General features: G+C 61.4%; 15 protein-coding genes. 6 read left to right on the top strand and 9 right to left on the bottom strand.

The features are described from left to right. Positions 1 to 229 precede the first annotated feature (229 nt). The 5 genes from PG5_RS07000 to PG5_RS06980 all read right to left on the bottom strand — a co-directional run bounded on the left by PG5_RS07000 (position 230) and on the right by PG5_RS06980 (position 7314). A complete protein-coding gene (locus tag PG5_RS07000; protein WP_020796408.1) occupies positions 230 to 1927 on the bottom strand; it encodes an AMP-binding protein in 1698 nt (565 codons plus the stop codon). A gap of 71 nt (positions 1928 to 1998) precedes the next feature. Further along, positions 1999 to 3090, bottom strand: a complete 1092-nt coding sequence (locus PG5_RS06995; protein ID WP_020796407.1) for a hypothetical protein — start codon at positions 3088 to 3090, stop codon at positions 1999 to 2001. Positions 3091 to 3154: 64 nt separating this feature from the next. Then, positions 3155 to 4972 carry an SDR family oxidoreductase gene (locus PG5_RS06990; protein WP_020796406.1) on the bottom strand — a complete coding sequence of 606 codons (1818 nt, stop codon included), beginning with the start codon at positions 4970 to 4972 and terminating at the stop codon, positions 3155 to 3157. A 22-nt stretch (positions 4973 to 4994) separates the two neighbouring features. After that, positions 4995 to 6137: an acyl-CoA dehydrogenase family protein gene (locus tag PG5_RS06985; RefSeq protein ID WP_231989923.1), complete on the bottom strand. Its 1143-nt coding sequence runs from the start codon at positions 6135 to 6137 to the stop codon at positions 4995 to 4997. Positions 6138 to 6168: 31 nt separating this feature from the next. Then, positions 6169 to 7314, bottom strand: coding sequence for an acyl-CoA dehydrogenase family protein (locus PG5_RS06980; protein ID WP_020796404.1), 1146 nt, complete (start codon positions 7312 to 7314; stop codon positions 6169 to 6171). A gap of 185 nt (positions 7315 to 7499) precedes the next feature. On the opposite strand from PG5_RS06980, the gene gfa reads away from it, so the two are divergent. Further along, a complete protein-coding gene (gene gfa, locus PG5_RS06975; protein ID WP_020796403.1) occupies positions 7500 to 8078 on the top strand; it encodes an S-(hydroxymethyl)glutathione synthase in 579 nt (192 codons plus the stop codon). A 108-nt stretch (positions 8079 to 8186) separates the two neighbouring features. On the opposite strand, the gene PG5_RS06970 is transcribed toward gfa, so the two are convergent. The 4 genes from PG5_RS06970 to PG5_RS06955 form a co-directional block, all read right to left on the bottom strand. Continuing rightward, positions 8187 to 9017, bottom strand: a complete 831-nt coding sequence (locus tag PG5_RS06970; protein WP_020796402.1) for an SDR family oxidoreductase — start codon at positions 9015 to 9017, stop codon at positions 8187 to 8189. A gap of 493 nt (positions 9018 to 9510) precedes the next feature. After that, entirely contained in the window at positions 9511 to 12192 is a 2682-nt protein-coding gene (locus PG5_RS06965; RefSeq protein ID WP_020796401.1) for a LuxR C-terminal-related transcriptional regulator, read from the bottom strand. 328 nt (positions 12193 to 12520) lie between these two features. Beyond that, the gene (locus PG5_RS06960; protein WP_020796400.1) at positions 12521 to 13663 is read right to left on the bottom strand and encodes an acyl-CoA dehydrogenase family protein; all 1143 of its coding nucleotides are present in this window, start codon (positions 13661 to 13663) and stop codon (positions 12521 to 12523) included. 136 nt (positions 13664 to 13799) lie between these two features. Beyond that, entirely contained in the window at positions 13800 to 14489 is a 690-nt protein-coding gene (locus PG5_RS06955) for a TetR/AcrR family transcriptional regulator (protein WP_020796399.1), read from the bottom strand. Positions 14490 to 14669: 180 nt separating this feature from the next. Here PG5_RS06955 and PG5_RS06950 point away from each other — a divergent pair, with 180 nt between their 5' ends. Genes PG5_RS06950 through PG5_RS06930 form a run of 5 tightly spaced genes read left to right on the top strand, consistent with a single transcriptional unit; the run spans position 14670 to position 20038 of the window. After that, positions 14670 to 15716, top strand: a complete 1047-nt coding sequence (locus tag PG5_RS06950; protein WP_020796398.1) for a LacI family DNA-binding transcriptional regulator — start codon at positions 14670 to 14672, stop codon at positions 15714 to 15716. A gap of 54 nt (positions 15717 to 15770) precedes the next feature. Beyond that, positions 15771 to 17054, top strand: a complete 1284-nt coding sequence (gene hisD / locus PG5_RS06945) for a histidinol dehydrogenase (RefSeq protein WP_020796397.1) — start codon at positions 15771 to 15773, stop codon at positions 17052 to 17054. A 4-nt stretch (positions 17055 to 17058) separates the two neighbouring features. Then, positions 17059 to 17499, top strand: coding sequence for a thioesterase family protein (locus PG5_RS06940; protein WP_020796396.1), 441 nt, complete (start codon positions 17059 to 17061; stop codon positions 17497 to 17499). Then, complete coding sequence (locus PG5_RS06935) at positions 17496 to 18398, top strand: SDR family oxidoreductase (protein ID WP_020796395.1); 903 nt, start codon at positions 17496 to 17498, stop codon at positions 18396 to 18398. Before PG5_RS06940 ends, PG5_RS06935 begins: the two co-directional genes overlap by 4 nt. A gap of 44 nt (positions 18399 to 18442) precedes the next feature. Beyond that, complete coding sequence (locus PG5_RS06930; RefSeq protein WP_020796394.1) at positions 18443 to 20038, top strand: arylsulfatase; 1596 nt, start codon at positions 18443 to 18445, stop codon at positions 20036 to 20038. Positions 20039 to 20204 lie beyond the last annotated feature (166 nt).

Here is a 20204-nt window from a genome sequence, read left to right as displayed (position 1 = left end):
CCGCCAGGGACGCTCCGCGTTCCGCTGACCACGCATGACGTGAGCCTTGCGCAAGGGTGACGCGGAGCGTCACGGGATGCATTCCCACGCGGAGCGTGGGAACGATCATGTGCGCGGCAAACTGGCCGATGTTACGCAGCGCGGGTATTGGATCGTTCCAATGCTCCGCGTGGAACGAGCAATAAAAAAGCCGACCCAAAAGTCGGCTTACTTAAGTGGCAGCGGGGCTTTACTCAAAAACAACCTTGCAGCGGCTGGCGTCCCAGGCTTCGATCTGGTCCTGATAGCGCTCCTCGATCAGACTACGGCGGATCTTCAGGGTCGGTGTCAGCAGCGCATTGGTGACGGTCCAGGGTTCGGCCACCACCACCAGGGCGCCCAATTGCTCATGCGCCTCGAACAGGGCGTTGACCTCAGCCAGGAAAACCTCGAGCTCAGTGGCAACCTTGTCGCGACCTTCGGCGGTGGCGAGTGCGGCGCGGGTATCAGGTGAAACATTGAGCAAGGCCAGCGGCTGCGCCAGGCCAACCCCAGTGACACACGACGCCTCGACACGCGGATGATTGCCCAGTTTGGCTTCGATAGGGACAGGCGCGACGTACTTGCCCTTGGCGGTCTTGAACAACTCCTTGACCCGTCCGGTGATACGCAGGCGCCCTTGCTCATCCAGTTCGCCACGGTCACCTGTGCAGAACAGACCGTCGCTGGTGTAGCTCTGGGCGGTCAGATCGGGTTGCTTGTAATAGCCCAGCATCTGCGCCGGGCTTTTCACCAGGATTTCGTTATTGTCACCGATACGACATTCGACACCCGGGATCGCCGCCCCAACGTAACCAACACGCACCTGGCCCGGCAGGCTGAAGTGCGAGGTGCCGAAGTTCTCCGACATGCCATAGCCTTCCAGCAGCTCAAGTCCCAACTCACGGTACCACTCCATCACCTTGACCGGCAGCGGCGCGGAGCCGGACAGGCCGGTATGCACCTGGTCAAGCCCAAGGGCCGAGAGAATCTGCACCTTCATCAGCTTGCCTTCCACCGGATCGGCGAAGACGGCGGCCTGTCTGGCAGGATCGATCCGCTCGTTGATGCCCTGATAGAACTTGCCCCACAACCTGGGCATGGACAGGAAAATCGTCGGGCGCGCTCGGCGCAGGTCATCACTGAAGGTTTCCAGGCCCAGGTTGAAGAACACCCGGCAGCCGCTGTACAGCGACACCGCTTCCACCACCGCCCGTTCGGCGGTATGGGCCAATGGCAGGTAGGACAATAGCCGATCATTGTTGCTCGTGCCCTTGCCGTTGGCATACATGCAACCGGTCACCGCCGGTGCGGCGTACATGGCGCCGAAGCTGTGCATCACACCTTTGGGAGCGCCGGTGCTGCCCGAGGTGTAAATGATGGTGGCAAGTTCGCCTGGCACGGCTTCGACCACCGCTTGCAGGGGCGCGGTACGGGCGATGATCTGATCCCAGGGTTCACCCTTGCCGCAGCTGGACATAGGCAAATCGATCAATGGCAAATCGGGCGGAATCGAAGCACAAACGGCGTTCCAGCCCGCCACTTCGCCCTCAAGGCGTCCGACGAAAAGCAGCCGAACTTCAGCATGTTCCACCACGTAACGCACCGTGTCGCTATTGGCAGTGGTGTACAGCGGGACGCTGACATGCCCGGCCATCCAGATCGCCAGGTCGGCGATGATCCAGTGGGCGGTGTTCTTGCCGTAGATGCCAATGGAAGACTTCGCCGGCAAGTCCAGGCTCTGCAGGTGAGCAGCCATGCGCCGCGCCTGGTCGCCCACTTCACGCCAGCTGTAGTCTTGCACGCCGCCATCGGGCAAGGGCTGGGTCAGGTAGATGGCATCTGGCGTGCTGTGCTCCCAATGAAGGAAGCGATGCAACAGTGTCGGGTGCTTATTATTGTTGTTCATGACAGATCCTGCATTTGAAGGGAGGTGTCCCACCCATTTGAATTATTCTTTTCGTAACCCGTCGCGGCACCTTACCCGCGCTGAAAAAGCGTAGTGGTCACCGTGCCGTCGTCACCCGTCTGATGCTGCAGCGCCAGTTGCGCATCGGCTACCTGGCGTCGGCCGGCGCTGCCACGCAGTTGGTGCACAAGCTCTATACATTGCGCCAGGGCGCTCGCCGCCGAGGCTTGCCCCAAGGTCAGCAAGCCACCGGAAGGATTGATGACCAGGTTGCCGCCGTAGGTATTGTCGCCGTCTTCGACCAGTTTCTCACCGTAGCCTTCGGCACAGAAACCCAGCGCTTCGTAGAGTAACAACTCGCTGACCGTGCTGAGGTCGTGCAGTTCGCAAACATCAACCTCCTGCGGCCCCCTGCCCGCTTGCTCATACAACTCACGAGCGGCGGCCACGTTGACCTCATAGTCGACACCGGCGAAGGTCGCCCCCTGATCGTTCACTTGCTGTGGGGTTACACAGGCCTGGGCTACGACTTGAACCAGCGCGCCGTTGCCGTGGCGCCTGGCAAATTCACTGGAACACAACAAAACCGCTGCTACACCTGAGCTGGCCCAGGCCACCTGCGGATGGGTTAGTGGATCGGCGATCATCTGCGCCTGCAATACACGATCGAGCGTCAGAAGGCTATTGAACGCGACCAGTGGATTGAGCGCGGCATGCTGGCGCGCCTTGACGGCGATCATGGCGAAGGTTTCTCGTCGAGCCAGATAACGCGCCATGTACTCCTGAGCCACGGCGCCAAGCCGTTCAAGCCCGAGGGTTGGCGCAGGCGCGCCCTCGATACCCAGCACCAGAATGCTTTCCGCCTGCCCGAGGAGGATGGCCTGGCAAGCGCGTGCAAACAACGCGCTGCCATCAGCGTCGTTCGGTGCAAAGTGAAAGAGCGGGACTTGCGCAAGCCCTGCTGTTTGCAGAGCACGCTGCAAGGTCACACCATCCATCGCGCCTGTAACGGCATGGACCGCCGCAATATTGCTTGCGGACAAACCGGCGTCGGTAAGCGCCTGTCCTATCGTAGTGCCGATCCGTACGTGCGCATCGGGAGCCAGCGCGGCTGGACTGAAGGGCGACATACCTACGCCAATCACATTGACGCAACGTTGCATCGTGCTCTCCTGAAATAGAAAAACTGCCGCTTACCGTTCATGTAAGCGGCAGGTGGCCAGGCAATCAGGCCGGTACGGACTCGAACAATTCGACCGCACCATTTTTCAATACGACAACGTCACGCTCGACCGCACGCATCTCGACGATGATGCGCGTCGGCGACTCACGCCACATACGGGTTTCCAAGGTGTCGCCGGGCATCACGATGGCGGCGAAGCGCGCGCGCACGCTCTTGAACAGACGCGAATCGTTACCGCAGAACGCCTTGATCACATGGCGACCGAGGTAGCCGAAGGTGCACAGGCCATGCAGGAACGGTTTCTCGTAGCCGGCCTTGGCGGCATAGTCCGGATCGATGTGCATCGGGTTCCAGTCCCCGCACAGGCGATACAGCAGCGCCTGGTTGACTTCGGTCTGGTCCGCCAGCACCGCATCGGGTTCACGATCTGGCGCTACGTTGATCTCTTCGCTGGGCACACGTTGCAGCCCAGCACCCGGCACGCCAGGGTAGAAGCCCGTCACTTCGTTGTAGAACAGCGGCGTGCCGTGCTCGTCGGTGGTCTCGATGGCCAGGATGGTGACGGTGCTCTTGCCTTTGTCGATCGCCGACTTCAAGCGCATGCTGTGCTTGAGCTTGGCTTTAGGGGGCAAGGGACGATACATCACGGTGTATTGTTCGCCATGCAGGCCTTTGGCGAATGGCACGTTCAGGCCTTCCAGCTGTGGCTCGCCGGACTTGGCGGCACGCAGGAACACTTCGGTCGCCGGCAACACGGCCATGGTCGGCAGTACACGGAATTCATCACCGAGGAACTCGTTGACGTACTTCAACTCATCGCGGTCCAACGGGTCTTTGGCAGCGCCTACGGCCAGGGCATAGAGCGCGGCATCGTTCTGGTCGTACTCGGTTTCGAGGTGGGAGACAGCGTTGGCTGCCACTTCCATATCAACGAAAGCATTGCCACCCTTGGCAGGCGACTCCATGCGTGTAAACAGCTCTTTGAGTCCATCGGCGCCGTCGGTGTGATGAACGCTGCGCTCATCGAAATGAGTGATGCGCGTCCAGTTATCGCGAACCAGTTCCGGGCTCAGGGTATTGGTGTGCAGGAACCGGCCGTGGGAACGCTCCCAACGGTATTTCGCATGGAAGCCGCCACCGACCTCGAACAGGCCGCCGGTGTCTGTGCACTCCTCGCTGCACAGCCAACCCACCAGCGGCGCGCAGTCTTCGACTTTGACTTTGTCGTGCAGCTCCTGGGGGAACAGCCCGCTGGCGATCACCATGCGTGAAGCGGCGACCGGGGCAATGGTGTTGACCCGGATGTTCTTGCTCGCGCCCTCGATGGCCAACGAGTTGGCGAAACCGATCAAGCCCGACTTGGCGGTGGAATAGTTGCACTGGCCGAAATTACCGAAGATGCCGGCGCCGGATGCGGTCATGATGATGCGCCCGTAGCCTTTTTCACGCATGATCGGCCACACGGCGTGGGTCAGGCGGAAGGCGCCCTTGACGTGCACTTCCTGGATCAGGTCCCACTGCTCTTCGGTCATCTTGTGGAACGAACTGTCGCGCAGGACGCCGGCGTTGTTGATCAGGATATCGACCGTGCCAAACACCTCGAGCGCGGTGGCGACGATTTTCTCGCCCTCGGTCACCGAGTGGTAGTCGGCGACAGCCTCGCCACCCATGGCGCGGATCTGCGCAATTACTTCATCGGCCGCCGCGCTTGAACTGCCCAGGCCTTCGGTGCTGACGCCCAGGTCATTGACCACGACCCTGGCACCCCGCGAACCCAGCAGCAAGGCGTGGGCGCGTCCCAGGCCGTTGCCGGCGCCGGTGACGATGGCAACTTTGCCGTCAAAGCGAATTTCTTGAGACACGTTTGCTCTCCTATGATCGCGCTCACAACGTGCGAGCGATGATTTCTTTCATGATTTCGTTGGTGCCACCCCAGATCCGGTTGCCACGGGTGTCGAGGTACAACCTGGCAATCGGGTATTCGGTCATGTAGCCATTGCCGCCATGCAGTTGCAGGCACGCATCGACCACACGGCTGCTGAGCTCCGCGGTCCAGTACTTGGCTACCGCGGCCACTTCGGCTGTCAGTTCGTCGCGCAGCAGCAAGGCCATGCAGCTGTCGATCCATGAGCGGCCGATCTGTATTTCGGTCTTGAGTTGCGCCAGGGTGAAACGCGAGTTCTGGAAGTCCAGCACCGGCTTGCCGAAGACCATGCGCGTACGGGTGTATTCGATGGTGTGATCCAGTGCCGCCTCGGCCTGGGCCTGAAAACCGACGGCGCCGATGATCCGTTCCCACGCCAGGTCATGCATGAGCTGGTAGAAGCCCTGCCCTTGCACGCCGCCGAGCACGTTTTCGGCCGGCACGCGGCAATCGTCGAAGAACAGCATGCTGGTGTCCTGGGCGTGCAGGCCGATCTTTTCCAGCGGCTGCGATCGGCTGAAGCCTTCACGCTCTTTCTCGACGATGATCAGCGAGATGTCCTGGGCGCCCTTGCCACTTTCGCCGGTCTTGCAGACCACCAACGCCAGATCGCAGGACGCGCCATTGGAAATGAACGTCTTGGAGCCGTTGATGATTAACTCGTCACCTTCGGCCCTGGCGCGCGTGCGCACCGCCTGCAGGTCCGAACCGGTGTTGGGTTCGGTCATGGCGATGGCGCCCACGGCTGTACCCGCGATCATTTTCGGCAACCAGGCCTGCTTCTGCGCCTCGGTGCCGTAGTTGAGGATGTAGTTGGCCACCAGGCCGTGCACACCGAAACCAATCAGGCCGGAAGCGCCGGCACGCATGAATTCTTCGGCAAAGACCATGTCGAACAGGCGATCGGCGCCGGGCCCGCCATATTCCTCTGGCATCGAAGGCAAGAGCATTCCCATCTCGCCAGCCTTGCGCCAGACCTCGCGGGGTACGCACTTGTCTTTCTCCCACTGGGCATGGAACGGGTTGACCTGCTGCTCCATGAAGCGGCGGCAGGCGCGTCGAAACTCATCGTGCTCAGTGCTGAACAAGCTACGGGGTATCAGGTATTCCATGGGTAATCCTCTGCAACCCTGATCAGAGCGTGCGCCCGACCAGATCTTTCATGATGTCGTTGGCGCCGCCGGCAATGCGCAGGACGCGGTGATCGAGGTAGTGACGGGCGACCGGGTACTCGAGCATGTAGCCGTTACCGCCATGCAACTGGACGCATTCGTCCACGACCTTGGTGTAGAGGTCCGAGCACCACAATTTGGCCGAGGCCGCCGCTTCGGGGCTGAGGGTGCGCGCCAGGCTTTGCTCCATGCAGCGGTCGACGTAGTTCTGCGACACCGCCAATTGCATCTTCAAGTCGGCCAATTTGAAGCGGGTGTTCTGGAAGGCGAAGATGGGCTTGCCGAATACGCTGCGGCCCTTGGTGTAGTCCAGCGTGCTGTCGAGCACCGCGTCGGCGCCGGCAACGCTGCTGATGGCGATGGACAGCCGTTCCCAGGCCAACTCCTTCATCAACTGGATGAAGCCCTGCCCGGCCACGCCACCCAGCAGGTTTTCCCTGGGCACCCGGACGTTGTCGAAGAACAGCATGGTGGTGTCCTGGGCGTGCAGGCCGACCTTGCGCAAGGGCTGGGACCGACTGAAGCCTGCGCGGTCGGCTTCGACCAGGATCAGTGAGATGTCCTGGGCGCCCTTGCCGGTATTACCGGTCTTGGCGACGACGACCACCAGGTCGCAGTTGCTGCCGTTGGATATGAACGTCTTGGCGCCGTTGATGACGTACTCATCACCGTCCAGCACAGCGCGGGTCTTGACCGCTTGCAGGTCGGAGCCGGTATCCGGCTCGGTCATCGCCACCGCGCCAATGGCCTGGCCTGCCGCCATTTTCGGCAGCCAGGTGTGCTTTTGCTGTTCGCTGCCGAAATTCACCAGGTAACCGGCGACAATGTCATGCACGCCGAAACCGATCAGCCCCGATGCCTGGCCCGCGCGGTAGATTTCCTCGGTGGCGATCATCGAGAAACGCCGATCCAGCCCCAGTCCGCCATAGGCTTCGGGAGTGGTGGCATTAAGCATGCCCAGCGCGCCAGCCCGCTCCCAGATGTACCGCGGGACCCGATGGTCTGTTTCCCACTGTTCGAGGCAGGGTGCACATTCCTCAGCCAGGAAGCGCCGCACGCTGCTGCGAAACTCCTCGTGCTCATGGTCAAACAGGGTACGGGGTATCATCGGTGGTTCTCTCCTTCGGTCGTCGGTCGGCCACCTTTGAAGGGGCTCTGGATCGATCATAGGAGCAGGTTTCGCCGATACGCCCCCTCGGGGAGGGGGGGATTCGCGCATTCGAAAAACACACGGCGCGCTATTCTTTATCTGGGGGCATTTACCTGGGGGCAACCTGAACAGGAGGAGCCCGCATGGCCACCTTGAAACTTCACCCTGCACTGGACAACGGTATCCAACCCGCCGCCGCGAACTTCACCGGTGGCACCCTGCAATGCCTGTGTGCGACCGATAAGGTCGAGGTCCGGATCGATGCACAAACCCTGCATAACCACGCGTGCGGCTGCAGTAAATGCTGGAAACCGCAAGGCGCGATATTCGCCGTCATTGCCGTCGTCCCCCGGGATAAGGTTAGCGTGACTGCCCACGGCGAAAAACTGGCGATTGTCGATGAGACCGCTACCATCCAACGCCACGCCTGCAAGCAGTGTCACGCCCATCTTTTCGGACGCATCGAGAACAAGGACCACGCGTTTTACGGCCTCGACTTCGTCCACACCGAACTCTCCCCACAGAAAGGATGGGCCGCGCCGGGCTTCGCCGCTTTCGTGTCCTCGATCATCGAAACCGGCACACCGCCTGCGCAAATGCCTGCTATCCGTGAGCGCCTGCGCTCGATCGGCCTGGAGCCCTACGACTGCCTGTCTCCGGACTTGATGGACGCACTGGCGACGCATGTGGCTAAAAAGAAAGGCCTGCTCCCCGATGCCTGATTGATCGGCCGCCGCAGTTTCTTCACCGAACTGCGGCCAGGCCCGGCAGTAACGCAATGTGCTGGTGGCATTTTTCCGCGGTGAGCGAACGGGATGGATCGATAGCGATCAGTTTTGCACCGCGTCGCTGTCGTCCACTACGCTGGGCGTCGCGGCGGTGCCTGCCAGGAGGCCGCCGTCGATGTTGAGCTCACTGCCGGTCATGTACGTCGCTTCATCAGAGGCAAGTAGCAGCGCCAGCGCCGCCACCTCTTCGGGCATCCCGAACCTTCGCAGTGGAGTGTCTCGAACCAGTGCAGCCATGCGTTCGTGACGATCCTCGCCGGTGCCCAACATGGGCTCCCACATGGGCGTGAGGATGGCCGCGGGATGAATCGAGTTGCACCGGATTCTGAGCCCTTGCTCGGCGCAGTACAGCGCCACCGTCTTGGTGTGGTTACGCACTGCGCCCTTGGACGACGCATAGGCCGCGGCGCCCGGAATGCCAACCAGGCCTGACCGGGAGGAGATGTTGATAATGGAGCCTGTTCCGTGAGGCCGCATGGCACGAATGGCGTACTTGCAACCCAGGAATACACCATCGAGATTGGTCCGATGCACGGCGTGCCAGTCCTCCAGGCGCGCATGCTCCGGGTCATGCGCCACGGCACCGTGCTCAAATCCGGTGATACCTGCATTGTTCACCAGCACGTCCAGTCTGCCGCGCTCCTTGAGGATTTGCGTGGTCACTCGCTGCCAATCTTCTTCGCGCCGCACATCGAGGCGCAGATAGCTGGCGCGATCGCCGAGTGAATCTGCAACGGCGCTGCCGAGCTCATCGTTGATATCCGTGACGTAGACAAAGCAATCCTCTTGCGCGAAGAGTCGCACGATCGCGGCGCCAATCCCTTGGGCCGCCCCGGTGACGATGGCAGTCTTTGCAGTGAGTTTATTGGCCATGAGTGATGCGGCGACCTTTTTGGTTTGATACTCGGAAAAAGCAGTTACCCCCTCCAACAGGGTTGGCTACCAAAATCGATCCCGAGTATAGACTGCCCTCGCAAAACGCCAGCGGGGGAAGTCATCGGCGCGTCCACGCAACGCACCCCTCCTTTGCCGCGCTGGTGTTTTGCGCTTGGGATCCAGCAGCACTGAGTACTTTGTGGTGAGTGGATTCATCCCCGTTGGACTGCGCAGCAGGCCCTCTTTTGGGGCCGCTTCGCGACCCAACGGGGATGAATCCCCTCGCCACAAGTGGAGTGTCAGGTTGGACAACAGCTACAGCTATTGAGACGGATCTATCTGATCCAGCACCCGGTTCGCGGTGATTTTCAAAAGATCGCGGCCTTCGGCAGCTCCTACAGTGGTTGGCGCCGATTGAGATGTAGGAAAAGTCCAACAACTGCGCAAGAAGGTGCATTGACCTGTAGATTTTCAGCCTGGCAACCCCCTGCTACTCAATCAACCCATTCTTGCGCGCCCATGACACTGCATCATAACGACTCGAAACGCCCAGTTTGGCGTAGATGTTCTTCAGGTTCCACTTCACTGTTTCCAGCGAGATGTTTAACGTCAGGGCCACGCGCTTGTTGGCCATCGCCTGGCTGATCAATTCGAGGATGGCCAGCTCCCGCGGCGTGAGCATTGAAGACGCGCCATTGGCCGAAGACTCGCTGGAGCGACCGACGTTTCCAGGACCGAAGCGCTCAAGCAGCGCTCTCAAGTAAATCTCATCCTCACTGGCCAGCGGCTTGCTCGACAGTGCCACGAGCATTTTGCGCAACACTTCGCCTTCGTCGAGGAAGGTGCGCACCAGTCCCAGGCGCCGGCCCAGGGACACGGCTTCCAGCAAGCGCGCTTGCGCCTGTTCGGGCTGCAGCAGGTCGCTTTTCGCGCACGCTTCGAGCAACTGGCCGGTGACCTGCAATTGCCCGCGGCTGAACTTCGTCGCGTAGGTGCCCAGGATAGCCAGGGCTGCGAGCGCCTTGTCCGGGTAGTTGGTGGCCAGCAGCAGACGCGCTTGCGCCAGCGCGGCAATTGCCGGGATGTCTGCCTGGAAGCCCGGGGAGTCGCGGTGTTTATCGGCCAGTACCTGTAGTTTGGCTACCCTGTCGGCGGCCAGTGTCTTGTCGTTTTCCAGCAACGCGATGCGGGCCTGCTCGGCCAGGCAGTGCGCCAGGGCTCGGTCCTGGTTGATGGTGCGAAAGTGTCGTTCCTGGCGTTCCAGAAATGCCATGGCCACGGCGGCGCTGTCCTGGAGCAGGTCCAGGCGTGCCCGGCAAATCGTCGCCCGCAGCATGGTGTCGGGCATGGCCCATTGCAGCAGGCCATTACGGTTGGCGAGGATTTCCCGCGCTTCATCGGTACGGTCCACCTCGCGGTAGACCTCGGCCAGCGTGGCGGCCCCCAGATAGGCACTGGCGGCACGGTGGCCGTGCACTGACACCGCACGGGCCAGTTGTGCCGAACCGATCCGCTCAGCCTCGCGCATCTGGCCGGCCTGCAGGTAACAAAGGGTCCGGGCCCCTTCGGCCACCAACGCCATCTCGCCATTGCGCTCGGCTTCGGGGATGGGGTTGTCATCCAGGCATTGCAGCGCTTCCTCGATGCGTCCGGCCGCCAGGTAAGCGATGGTCAGCAGCGCCGGCGCGCCGAAACGCGTTACGGAATAGTCATCCGGCAACGCCTGGAAATCCTCGAGCAAACCAATGATGGGCTCAGTGCGATCACGCTGCACTTCGATGGCCGCCTGCACCAGCGGCAGTCGATAGGCAACGTCAGCGTGTTGCGCCGCACCACTGCGATGGAACTGTTCCAGCCAGACCTCGGCCTTGGCCGGGCGGGCCGTGAGTGCATAGGCCAGGCAACCGAGAAAGAACAGGCGCGGTCGGGAAAACAGGATGTCCTGCGGCAAGCGATCGAGCAGGCGTAGCAGCGGGCTTAGCTGACTCAGGCTCCAGGTCGCCGGGGCTGCCCGTTCGATCAGTTGTGCAGCGAAGTCCAGGTCACCTGCCAAGGTGGCATGGCGTACGGCCTCGGCCAGCAGCTTGCGCTCGGCGAACCAGCGGGCGGCCCGATTATGCAGTTCGATCAGGGCTGCGCTGTCACGACGGGCGAGCCGCGTGGCCAGGAAATCGCCGAACAGCGCATGAAAGCGGTACCACGGCTGACGGTCATCGGCTTCGACGCGAAAGATCAGCAGGTTTTCTTCGTCCAGCCGCTTGAGCATGGCTTGCGCCGAGTTGACGCCGGTAATCGCTTGCGCCAGGGAGGCGTTGAAGCGCCGGCAGATACTGACGCTTTCCATGAACTGCGCCAACTCGGGCGGCAGATGGGCCATGACGTCTTCGGCCAGGTAGCTCTGCAGGTCGTCGGAACGCCAGCCCATTTCGCGCAAGGCACCGCGCGATTGCGGGTCGCTGCGCAACAGGATGATCACCAGCTGCAACGTGGCTGGCCAACCACTGGTGAGCTCGTGGATCTGATGGAATTCTTCCGGGCTGAGCTTCAAGGCCGCCAGGCTCTGTTCGAGAAAAGCGCGGGACTCGGCCAGATCGAATGGCAAGGTGGCGCAATCGAGCTCCAGTAACTGTCCGCTCAGGCGCAGCCGACTGAAACTCAACGGTGGACCCACCCGGGACGAGATGACGAAGTGCAGGTTCTCGGGGCTGTGATCCAGCAGTTTTTGCATGAGCTGGTGCGAGCGCGGGTCGCTGACGTGTTGGTAGTCATCGATCACCAGGAACAACTCTTTGTTGATACTGGCAGCACCTTCGACGATGGTCGCCACCACCTCGTCGATGAACTCCGGCCGCGCGCCCTCCAACGGCACACCGCTGTCGAGGACGATGCCCAGTCGCTGCAACGCGCCACGTAGATAAGCGAAGAAAATCGGCACGTGCTTGTCATCGGCGCTCAATGCCAGCCAGGCCACCTCCGCTCCGGAGCGCATCATCACCTGCCGCCATTGGGCCAGCAGCGTGGTCTTGCCGAAACCTGGGCTGCCGGTCACCAGGCCCACGCGGCATTGCGTCATGCCGCGCAGATCCTCGAGCAGGCGCTCGCGCAGGATGGTCTGGGTACCAATGCGCGGTGGCGCGAATTTGGTCGATACGAGCAGCTTGTCGGTATGCATGTCCTGCCTGGTCTCCGATCCCCAGATCCGTCGAAGCAGCGTGAGGCTGTTCGATACGAATCGGCGAGGTATGGCCACATTTCTGGCGATTGTCGGATTATTTACCCGAACACCGCTAAAAGACAGCGCGTGTCATGGTTGCGCGCAGGATTGTGGCGGGGAAAACAGACAGCCCACCCCCCACAATCGAGGGGGGCTACCCTGTAGGAGCGAGCATGCTCGCGATGGACGCTTGAACAACGCAATCATTCAGGCAGCACGCGTCATCGTTGACGTCCATCGCGAGCATGCTCGCTCCTACAAGAGGCCAGGTAGACGTGAGGCCAATTCAGAGGGTTCGCGCTACCAGTTCGCGCATGATGTCGTTGGCTCCACCGTAGATGCGGTTGACGCGGCTGTCCAGGTAATGACGGGCAACCGGGTACTCCAGCATATAGCCGTTACCGCCATGCAGCTGCACGCACTGATCCACTACCTTGGAATACAGTTCGGTGCACCAAAGCTTGGCCGCCGCCGCTGCCTGCGGGCTCAGTTCGTTTTGCAGGATGAGCTCCATGCAGCGATCGATGTAGGTCTGGCCGATGACGATTTCGGTCTTGAGGTCCGCCAGCTTGAAGCGCGAATTCTGGAATTCGATGATCGGCGTACCGAATGCCTTGCGCTCGCGCGTGTAGTCAATGGTCTGCTCGAGCACCGCCTGGCTTGCCGCAATGGCCAGGATACCAATGCTCAGGCGCTCCCAGGCCAGCTCCTTCATCAATTGGTAGAACCCCTGGCCAGGCTCGCCCCCCAGGATGTTGTCCTTGGGCACTCGCACGTCCTGGAAGAACAGCATGGTGGTGTCCTGGGCATGCAGGCCGACCTTGCGCAGCGGTTTGGACTTGGTGACGCCGACCCGGTCCGCCTCCACCAGGATCAGCGAGATGTCCCGCGAGCCTTTGCCGGTATTACCGGTCTTGGCGATCACCACGATAAGGTCGCTGTTGGTGCCATTGGAAATGAACGTCTTGGCACCGTTGATCACGTAGTCATCCCCATCGAGCACGGCGCGGGTCTTGACCGCTTGCAGATCGGAGCCGGTATCGGGTTCGGTCATGGCCACGGCAGAGATGACTTCGCCGCTGGCCATTTTCGGTAGCCATTGCTGTTTCTGCTCTTCGGTGCCGAAGTTGATCAGGTAGCCGGCGCAGATGTCGTGCACATTGAAGCCATTCAAGCCGGAAAGCCCGGCGCGGGCCACTTCCTCGACGGCGATCATCGAAAAGCGCCGGTCCAAACCCAGGCCGCCATAGGCCTGGGGGGTCGTGGCGTTGAGCATGCCCAGCTCACCGGCGCGCTCCCAGATCTGCCGGGGAACCCGATGATCCTCTTCCCACTGTTCATGGAACGGCGTGCATTGCTGCGCGAGAAAACGTTTTACGCTATCGCGAAACGCTTCATGTTCATGATCGAAGAGAGTGCGCGGGATCATTCAATTACCTCCAAAAAGATGAGCTCTAGCGATGAACGCCTTTACGCCACCTTAGGACGACTTACGCTCCTTCTGCCCCCTCGAAGCGGGTAGGCCCGCTTCAGTTGCACCAAGCGAGCCTGCCTGCGTTGGCGGGTCACTGTTCATCCGCCGTCGTCAGCAAGGCATGAAGCATGCGCGCCAGCATGCGAACGGTGTCCTCTTCAAGCAGGTAATCCGGTTTTTCGATCAGCAACGCCCGGGGCAACGCGGTGACCGCCTGATAGGCAAGGAAGCCTGCCTTCTCGCGATCACGTACCCGAACCTCGTTGCAGAAGCGTTGTACCAGGGCTGGCATGACCTTCGAGATCCAGAAACGCTCCGGCTTGACGATGTCCAGCCGCACCAGTTCGGCGTAGTAGGCGGCCTTGATGCTCAATTGCGAGTCGATCTGCTCCCAGCGATGCAAGGCTGCAAGGCCGGTGCGCAACACCAATTCGATGCCGTCATACAGCGTCGCCGATGCAGGCAGTGCATGGATCTCGAGGATGATTTGCTGGCGGGTATCAGCGCGGTAATCCTCGAAAATGGCGGCGATCAGCGATTCCATCGTAGGGAAGTATTCGTAGATGGAACTGATCGCCACCCCGGAATAATCGGAAAGACGATAGATCGACAGCGCGTCGCGCCCTTCCCGTTCGAGGACGTCCCGCCCGGCTGTTTTCAAGGCTTCGACCAAGGCCACCGAACGTGCCTGCCTGGGCTGCTTGCGTGGCCTGGCGGGCAGTTTGAGCACAATGTCGTCATTGGTATCCAGGCCTGGAGCGGCCATGTCCGAACTGCGCATATCGACTCCTTCAGTGTGGATCTCGTCCACTGCTTTTCGCCATTTCACACAGGCTATGTGCATGGCGAGCCGGTCGCCCCCCTCTCTTTGGGGGGAGCCCACACCAATGCGGCACCGATAGCATCGGGGCCATGAGTGCACACGTTTGCACAAGACTGAGACGCGACCGGACCAAACGACATGAAGCACGACAGCACTGCCGGCGATTGCTGCGCTGCAACAAACCGCGCGACCGTCGTACGGGTATCCGCCAAGGACCTTGCGCAACGCATCGGGGTCGCCACCTCCACGGTCACTCGCGCCTTCGATGCGCAATCGCGTATCTCGACCAAGCTACGCGTGCGCATCCTCGCCATGGCCGATGAACTGGGCTATCGACCCAATGCCATCGCCCGCTCCTTGAACCAGCGCAAGACAGGCATCGTTGCGCTGGTGGTCGGCGATATGGCCAACCCCTTCTATCCGGCTTTGGTTGAGGAGCTTTCGCTGCAACTGCGCCAGGCGGGCCGACAACTGCTGCTGTTCGTGGTGCCACCGGGGGGCGATGCGGACGAACTGCTGCCGCAACTGCTGCAGTATCAGGTCGATGGGATCGTGGTGACCGCCGCGAAGTTGTCTTCGCACATGGCCGACCTGTGCGCACGCCAGGGTGTCGGCCTGGTGTTCATGAACCGCCGCGTCGAGGACGTGACCGTCTGGTCGGTGTGCTGCGATAACGAGCGCATGGCCGCCGAGGTGGCCGACTATCTGGTGGGACAACGCCGCCAGGCCTGCGCCTTTGTGTCCGGCGATCCGGGCATCTCCACCACGGCTGACCGCTTGCGCGGCTTCGAGCGAGGCCTGGCCGCGCAGGGTCAACGCCTGGTGGCCTGCGTTGAGGGTGGATACACCTATGAAGGCGCACGCGAGGCGGCGGCCCGACTGTTCAGTGTCGGCCAACCTGCTATCGACGCGGTGTTCTGCGCCAACGACGTGATGGCCCTCGGCGTACTGAGTTACCTGCGGATGAACACCCACCTGCGCGTACCCGAGGATGTCGCGGTGGTCGGCTTCGACGACATCCGCGCCGCCGCCTGGCCCGAAAACTCACTGACCACGGTGCACCAGCCCCTGGGCCAAATGATCGAATGCGCCCTCGGCTTGCTGGGCCAGGGTCGCCCTGGCAACGGCGCCAACCAGGCGCTCCACGAGGTGCCGGGACATCTGGTACAGCGCGCCTCCGCGTAGCGTCACCTCTACACCCAGCTCACAAAAGCAAAAACAATCCAGAGGAAATAACCGGTGATTCAACAACTCAAAAAGGGTCAATCGGCCCAGGCGAAAGCCAGCAATCAAGCCCAGGTGCGCGCCACCGTAGAAGGCATCCTCGCCGACATCGAGCAGCGCGGTGATGCAGCGGTGCGCGAGTACTCCGAGAAATTCGACAACTGGGCGCCGCAAAGCATGCGTCTGACCCAGGAACAGATCGACGCCTGCATTGCCAGTCTGCCCCGGCAGACGCTCGACGACATCCGGTTCGCCCAGAATCAGATTCGCCGCTTCGCCCAGATTCAGAAGGATTCGATGCACGATGTCGAGGTCGAAACCTTGCCCGGCGTCGTACTCGGCCATCGCAATATTCCGGTCAACTCGGTCGGCTGCTATATCCCCGGCGGCAAGTACCCATTGATCGCCAGCGCGCACATGAGCGTACTCACCGCCAAGGTGGCCGGCGTCAAGCGCGTGATCGCCAGTGCACCGCCGTTCGAAGGCAAGCCGTGCCCTGAAATCGTTGCGGCGATGCACTTGGCCGGTGCAGACGAGATCTACTGCCTTGGCGGCGTGCAGGCAGTGGCTGCGATGGCGATCGGTACACAGAGCATCGTCGGCGTCGACATGATCGTTGGCCCCGGCAACGCTTATGTGGCCGAGGCCAAGCGCCAGCTGTTCGGCCGCGTCGGTATCGACCTGTTCGCCGGCCCTACCGAAACCATGGTGATCTGTGATGACACCGTGGACGCCGAACTGGTCGCCGTCGACTTGCTGGGCCAGGCCGAACACGGCCCGACCTCCCCCACTTATTGCGTTACCACCAGCAAGAAAATCGCCGAAGAGCTGCCTGCTGCTATCGACCGGGTACTGTCGCGCCTGGACACCGCGCCGGTCGCTAGCGTGGCCTGGAACGACTTCGGTGAGATCCATCTATGCGACACCGACGAAGAAGCCCTGGAAGTCGCCGAGCGTTTGTGCTCCGAGCATGTGCAGGTAATGACCAAGGATCCGGACTGGTATCACGATCGCATGACCCGTTACGGCGCCCTGTTCCTTGGCCACCGCACCAATGTGAGCTATGGCGACAAGGTCATCGGCACCAACCACACACTGCCGACGATGGGCGCGGGTCGCTACACCGGAGGATTGTGGGTGGGCAAGTTCATCAAGACCCACACCTACCAACGCGTGCTGACCGACGAGGCCAGCGTGATGATTGGCGAGTACTGCTCGCGGCTGTGTGGCTATGAACAGATGTCCGGCCACAAAGAGCAGGCGGATATTCGCGTGCGCCGCATGAAGCAGGAGGCTTGAAGTCATGAACAAACCCCTACCGCATGAGCGCGGCGACTATCGTTACCTGCGCGACATCACCACACGCTGGATGGACAACGACGTCTACGGTCACGTCAACAACGTCATCTACTACAGCTGGTTCGACACCGTGGTCAACGGCTGGCTGCTGGAGCAGAACCTGCTCGACTTCGAGCAATGCCCTGTAGTCGGTCTGGTGGTCGACACCCATTGCAGCTACTTCTCGTCCATCGCCTTCCCCGACCTGGTGCGCGCCGGCCTGCGCGTGGCAAGCCTGGGCACTTCAAGCGTGCGCTATGAAGTCGGTCTGTTTGCCAACGACAACACCGAGGCTTCGGCGCAGGGCCACTTCGTCCACGTCTACGTCGATCGCGTGACGCGCCGGCCGGTGCCGCTGCCGGCAGCGCTGCGCCATGCGCTCGAGACCCTGGCGGTGGCGTCATGAAGAACTTCGAGGGTCGCGTAGCGGTGATTACCGGCGCCGCATCCGGTTTCGGCAAGGCTTTCGCCGAGATGAGTGCAGGGCTTGGCATAAAGCTGGTGCTGGCCGATATCCAGGCTGACGCGCTCGAGGCCACGGTCGCCGAACTGCGCGCCCGCGGCGCCTCGGTCATCGGTCTGCGAACCGACGTCTCGCAGGCCACGCAAGTCCAGGCTCTGGCCGATGCCGCAGTGGCGGAGTTCGGCGCCGTACACCTGCTGTTCAACAACGCCGGCGTGCTCGCCGGCGGCCTTGTGTGGGAGAACAGTGAAAAGGACTGGGACTGGGTTCTGGGTGTCAACGTGCGCAGCGTGATCCACGGGGTGCGCATCTTCACACCGCTGATGCTGGCGGCCGCTGCGCATGACCCGGACTACGAAGGGCACATCATCAATACCGCCTCGATGGCCGGGCTGCTCAACGCGCCGACGCTGGGCGCCTACAACCTCACCAAACAGGCGGTGGTGTCGCTCAGCGAGACGCTGTACCACGACCTCGCGCTGGTTTCCTGTCAGGTGCACTGCTCGGTGCTGTGCCCCTACTTCGTACCCACCGGTATCAGCTTGTCCGCTCGGAATCGCCCGAACGATCTGGCCAATGCCGGCGCACCGACACGCTCCCAGGCGGCGGCTCTGGCGCAGAACCAGAAGGCTACTGCCGCGGCCAAGGTCAGTGCCCAGCAGATCGCCCACCTGACCTTCGAGGCTGTCCGCCAGCGCAACTTCTATATCTACTCGCATCCCCACGCCATGGGCTCCGTGCGCGAGCGCTTCGATGCGATCGTCGAGCAGCGCAATCCACCCGACCCGTACGCGGGCAAACCGGAGCTGCGGGCTCAGTTGGTCGAGACGTTGCTCGCCTGACTCACCCTGACCTGGCATTCACTTTGACAATGAGGAGACACTTCATGATCGAAAGCATCAAGCGGCTGGCCATGGCAGGCATGGCTTGCGCCATGCTCGCCGCGCCGATGGCACAGGCCCAGACGACCAAGCCCAATATCCTGGTCATCTGGGGCGACGACATTGGCTGGCAGAACGTGAGTGCCTATGGCATGGGCACCATGGGCTACACCACGCCGAATATCGACCAGATCGGCATGGAGGGCATTCGCTTTACCGATCACTACGGACAACCTTCCTGCACTGCCGGCCGAGCGGCGTTCATCACCGGCCAGTACCCGATTCGCTCCGGCATGACCACCGTGGGGCAGCCGGGCGACAAGCTCGGCCTGCAGGCTGCTTCACCGAGCCTGGCCGAGGTATTGAAACAGGTGGGTTACCGCACCGGTCAGTTTGGCAAGAACCACTTGGGCGACAACAACCCCAACTTGCCAACGGTGCATGGTTTCGACGAGTTTTTCGGCAACCTGTACCACCTCAATACCGAGGAACAGAGTGAGTACGCCGATTACCAGAATTTTGCCAAGGACTATCCGGGTGGACCGCAGGCCTACGCCAAAAAATTCGCCACCCGCGGCGTGCTGCACAGCTTCGCCACGGACAAGGACGATACGACGACAGACCCTCGTTTCGGGTTGGTTGGCAAACAGGTCATCGAAGACACCGGACCACTAACGACCAAGCGAATGGAAGACTTCGATGGCGCAGAACTGATCCCTCATGCGATGGACTTCATGCGCAAGGCGAAGAGCGACGACAAGCCATTTTTCGTATGGGTCAACACCACAAGAATGCACATCTACACCCATCTCAACGATAAATGGAAACACGCTGCTGCCCAATACACCCACGAGGACGACACCCAAGGTAGCGGCATGATGCAGCACGACCACGACATCGGTTTGTTGCTGGATTTCCTGAAGGAGAACGGCCTGGATCAGAACACCATCGTCTGGTATTCCACCGACAACGGCCCTGAACACGCTTCCTGGCCACATGGCGCCACGACCCCCTTCCGTGGCGAGAAAATGACCACGTATGAAGGCGGCGTGCGCGTACCGTCGATGTTGCGCTGGCCGGGTGTCATCAAGCCAGGGCAGATCAAGAATGGCATCCAGGCGCACCAGGACATGTTCACCACCCTCGCCGCGGCAGCGGGCGTGCCGGATGTGGTCGAGCGCATGAAAACCGAGAAGAAGCAGTACATCGACGGCATCAACAACATCGACTATTGGACCGGCAAGTCACCCGCCAGCGCACGCACCAGCCTGCTCTATTACATCGAAAGCAAACTGACCGCCGTGCGCATGGGCCCATGGAAGCTGCACTTCTCGACCAAAGAAGACTACTACGCCCCGATAAAACCGTTGTTTGCCCCGCTGATGTTCAACCTGCGCAGCGATCCGTTCGAGAGCTACGACAGCAACGACTCCTACGGCCACATGGTTCAGAAGTCCGCCTGGATTGCCGCACCCATGGGGGAACTGATCGGCAGCCATTTGAAGACCCTGGCCGAGTACCCGCCCGTGCAGGCGGCCAAGTCATTTGACCGATCGAACCTGGTGCAGGATTTCCTGAGAAGTCAGCAGCCGCCACGCTGAAACGCGGGGTGTCTGGATACCCGCGTTGTCTGGACGTTTTTCGCGAGCAGGCTCGCTCCTACAGGTTCCACACGGACCTTTGTAGGAGCGAGCCTGCTCGCGATGGTCTTTAACGGTGACGCGGGGTGTCTGGATACCCGCGTTGCCTGGACGTTTTTCGCGAGCA

The sequence above is a fragment of the Pseudomonas sp. G5(2012) genome, assembly GCF_000408945.1.
GTDB classification, from domain to species: domain Bacteria; phylum Pseudomonadota; class Gammaproteobacteria; order Pseudomonadales; family Pseudomonadaceae; genus Aquipseudomonas; species Aquipseudomonas umsongensis.
The sequence above is the reverse complement of the archived record's forward strand: the minus strand, read 5'-3'. Positions and strand labels throughout refer to the sequence as shown.

Coding starts and splice junctions, on each gene's coding strand:
- PG5_RS07000 (WP_020796408.1), bottom strand. CDS start 1,927: ATGAACAACAATAATAAGCACCCGACACTGTTGCATCGCTTCCTTCAT.
- PG5_RS06950 (WP_020796398.1), top strand. CDS start 14,670: ATGAAGCACGACAGCACTGCCGGCGATTGCTGCGCTGCAACAAACCGC.
- PG5_RS06960 (WP_020796400.1), bottom strand. CDS start 13,663: ATGATCCCGCGCACTCTCTTCGATCATGAACATGAAGCGTTTCGCGAT.
- PG5_RS06965 (WP_020796401.1), bottom strand. CDS start 12,192: ATGCATACCGACAAGCTGCTCGTATCGACCAAATTCGCGCCACCGCGC.
- PG5_RS06995 (WP_020796407.1), bottom strand. CDS start 3,090: ATGCAACGTTGCGTCAATGTGATTGGCGTAGGTATGTCGCCCTTCAGT.
- PG5_RS06955 (WP_020796399.1), bottom strand. CDS start 14,489: ATGCGCAGTTCGGACATGGCCGCTCCAGGCCTGGATACCAATGACGAC.
- PG5_RS06935 (WP_020796395.1), top strand. CDS start 17,496: ATGAAGAACTTCGAGGGTCGCGTAGCGGTGATTACCGGCGCCGCATCC.
- gfa (WP_020796403.1), top strand. CDS start 7,500: ATGGCCACCTTGAAACTTCACCCTGCACTGGACAACGGTATCCAACCC.
- PG5_RS06930 (WP_020796394.1), top strand. CDS start 18,443: ATGATCGAAAGCATCAAGCGGCTGGCCATGGCAGGCATGGCTTGCGCC.
- PG5_RS06970 (WP_020796402.1), bottom strand. CDS start 9,017: ATGGCCAATAAACTCACTGCAAAGACTGCCATCGTCACCGGGGCGGCC.
- PG5_RS06940 (WP_020796396.1), top strand. CDS start 17,059: ATGAACAAACCCCTACCGCATGAGCGCGGCGACTATCGTTACCTGCGC.
- PG5_RS06980 (WP_020796404.1), bottom strand. CDS start 7,314: ATGATACCCCGTACCCTGTTTGACCATGAGCACGAGGAGTTTCGCAGC.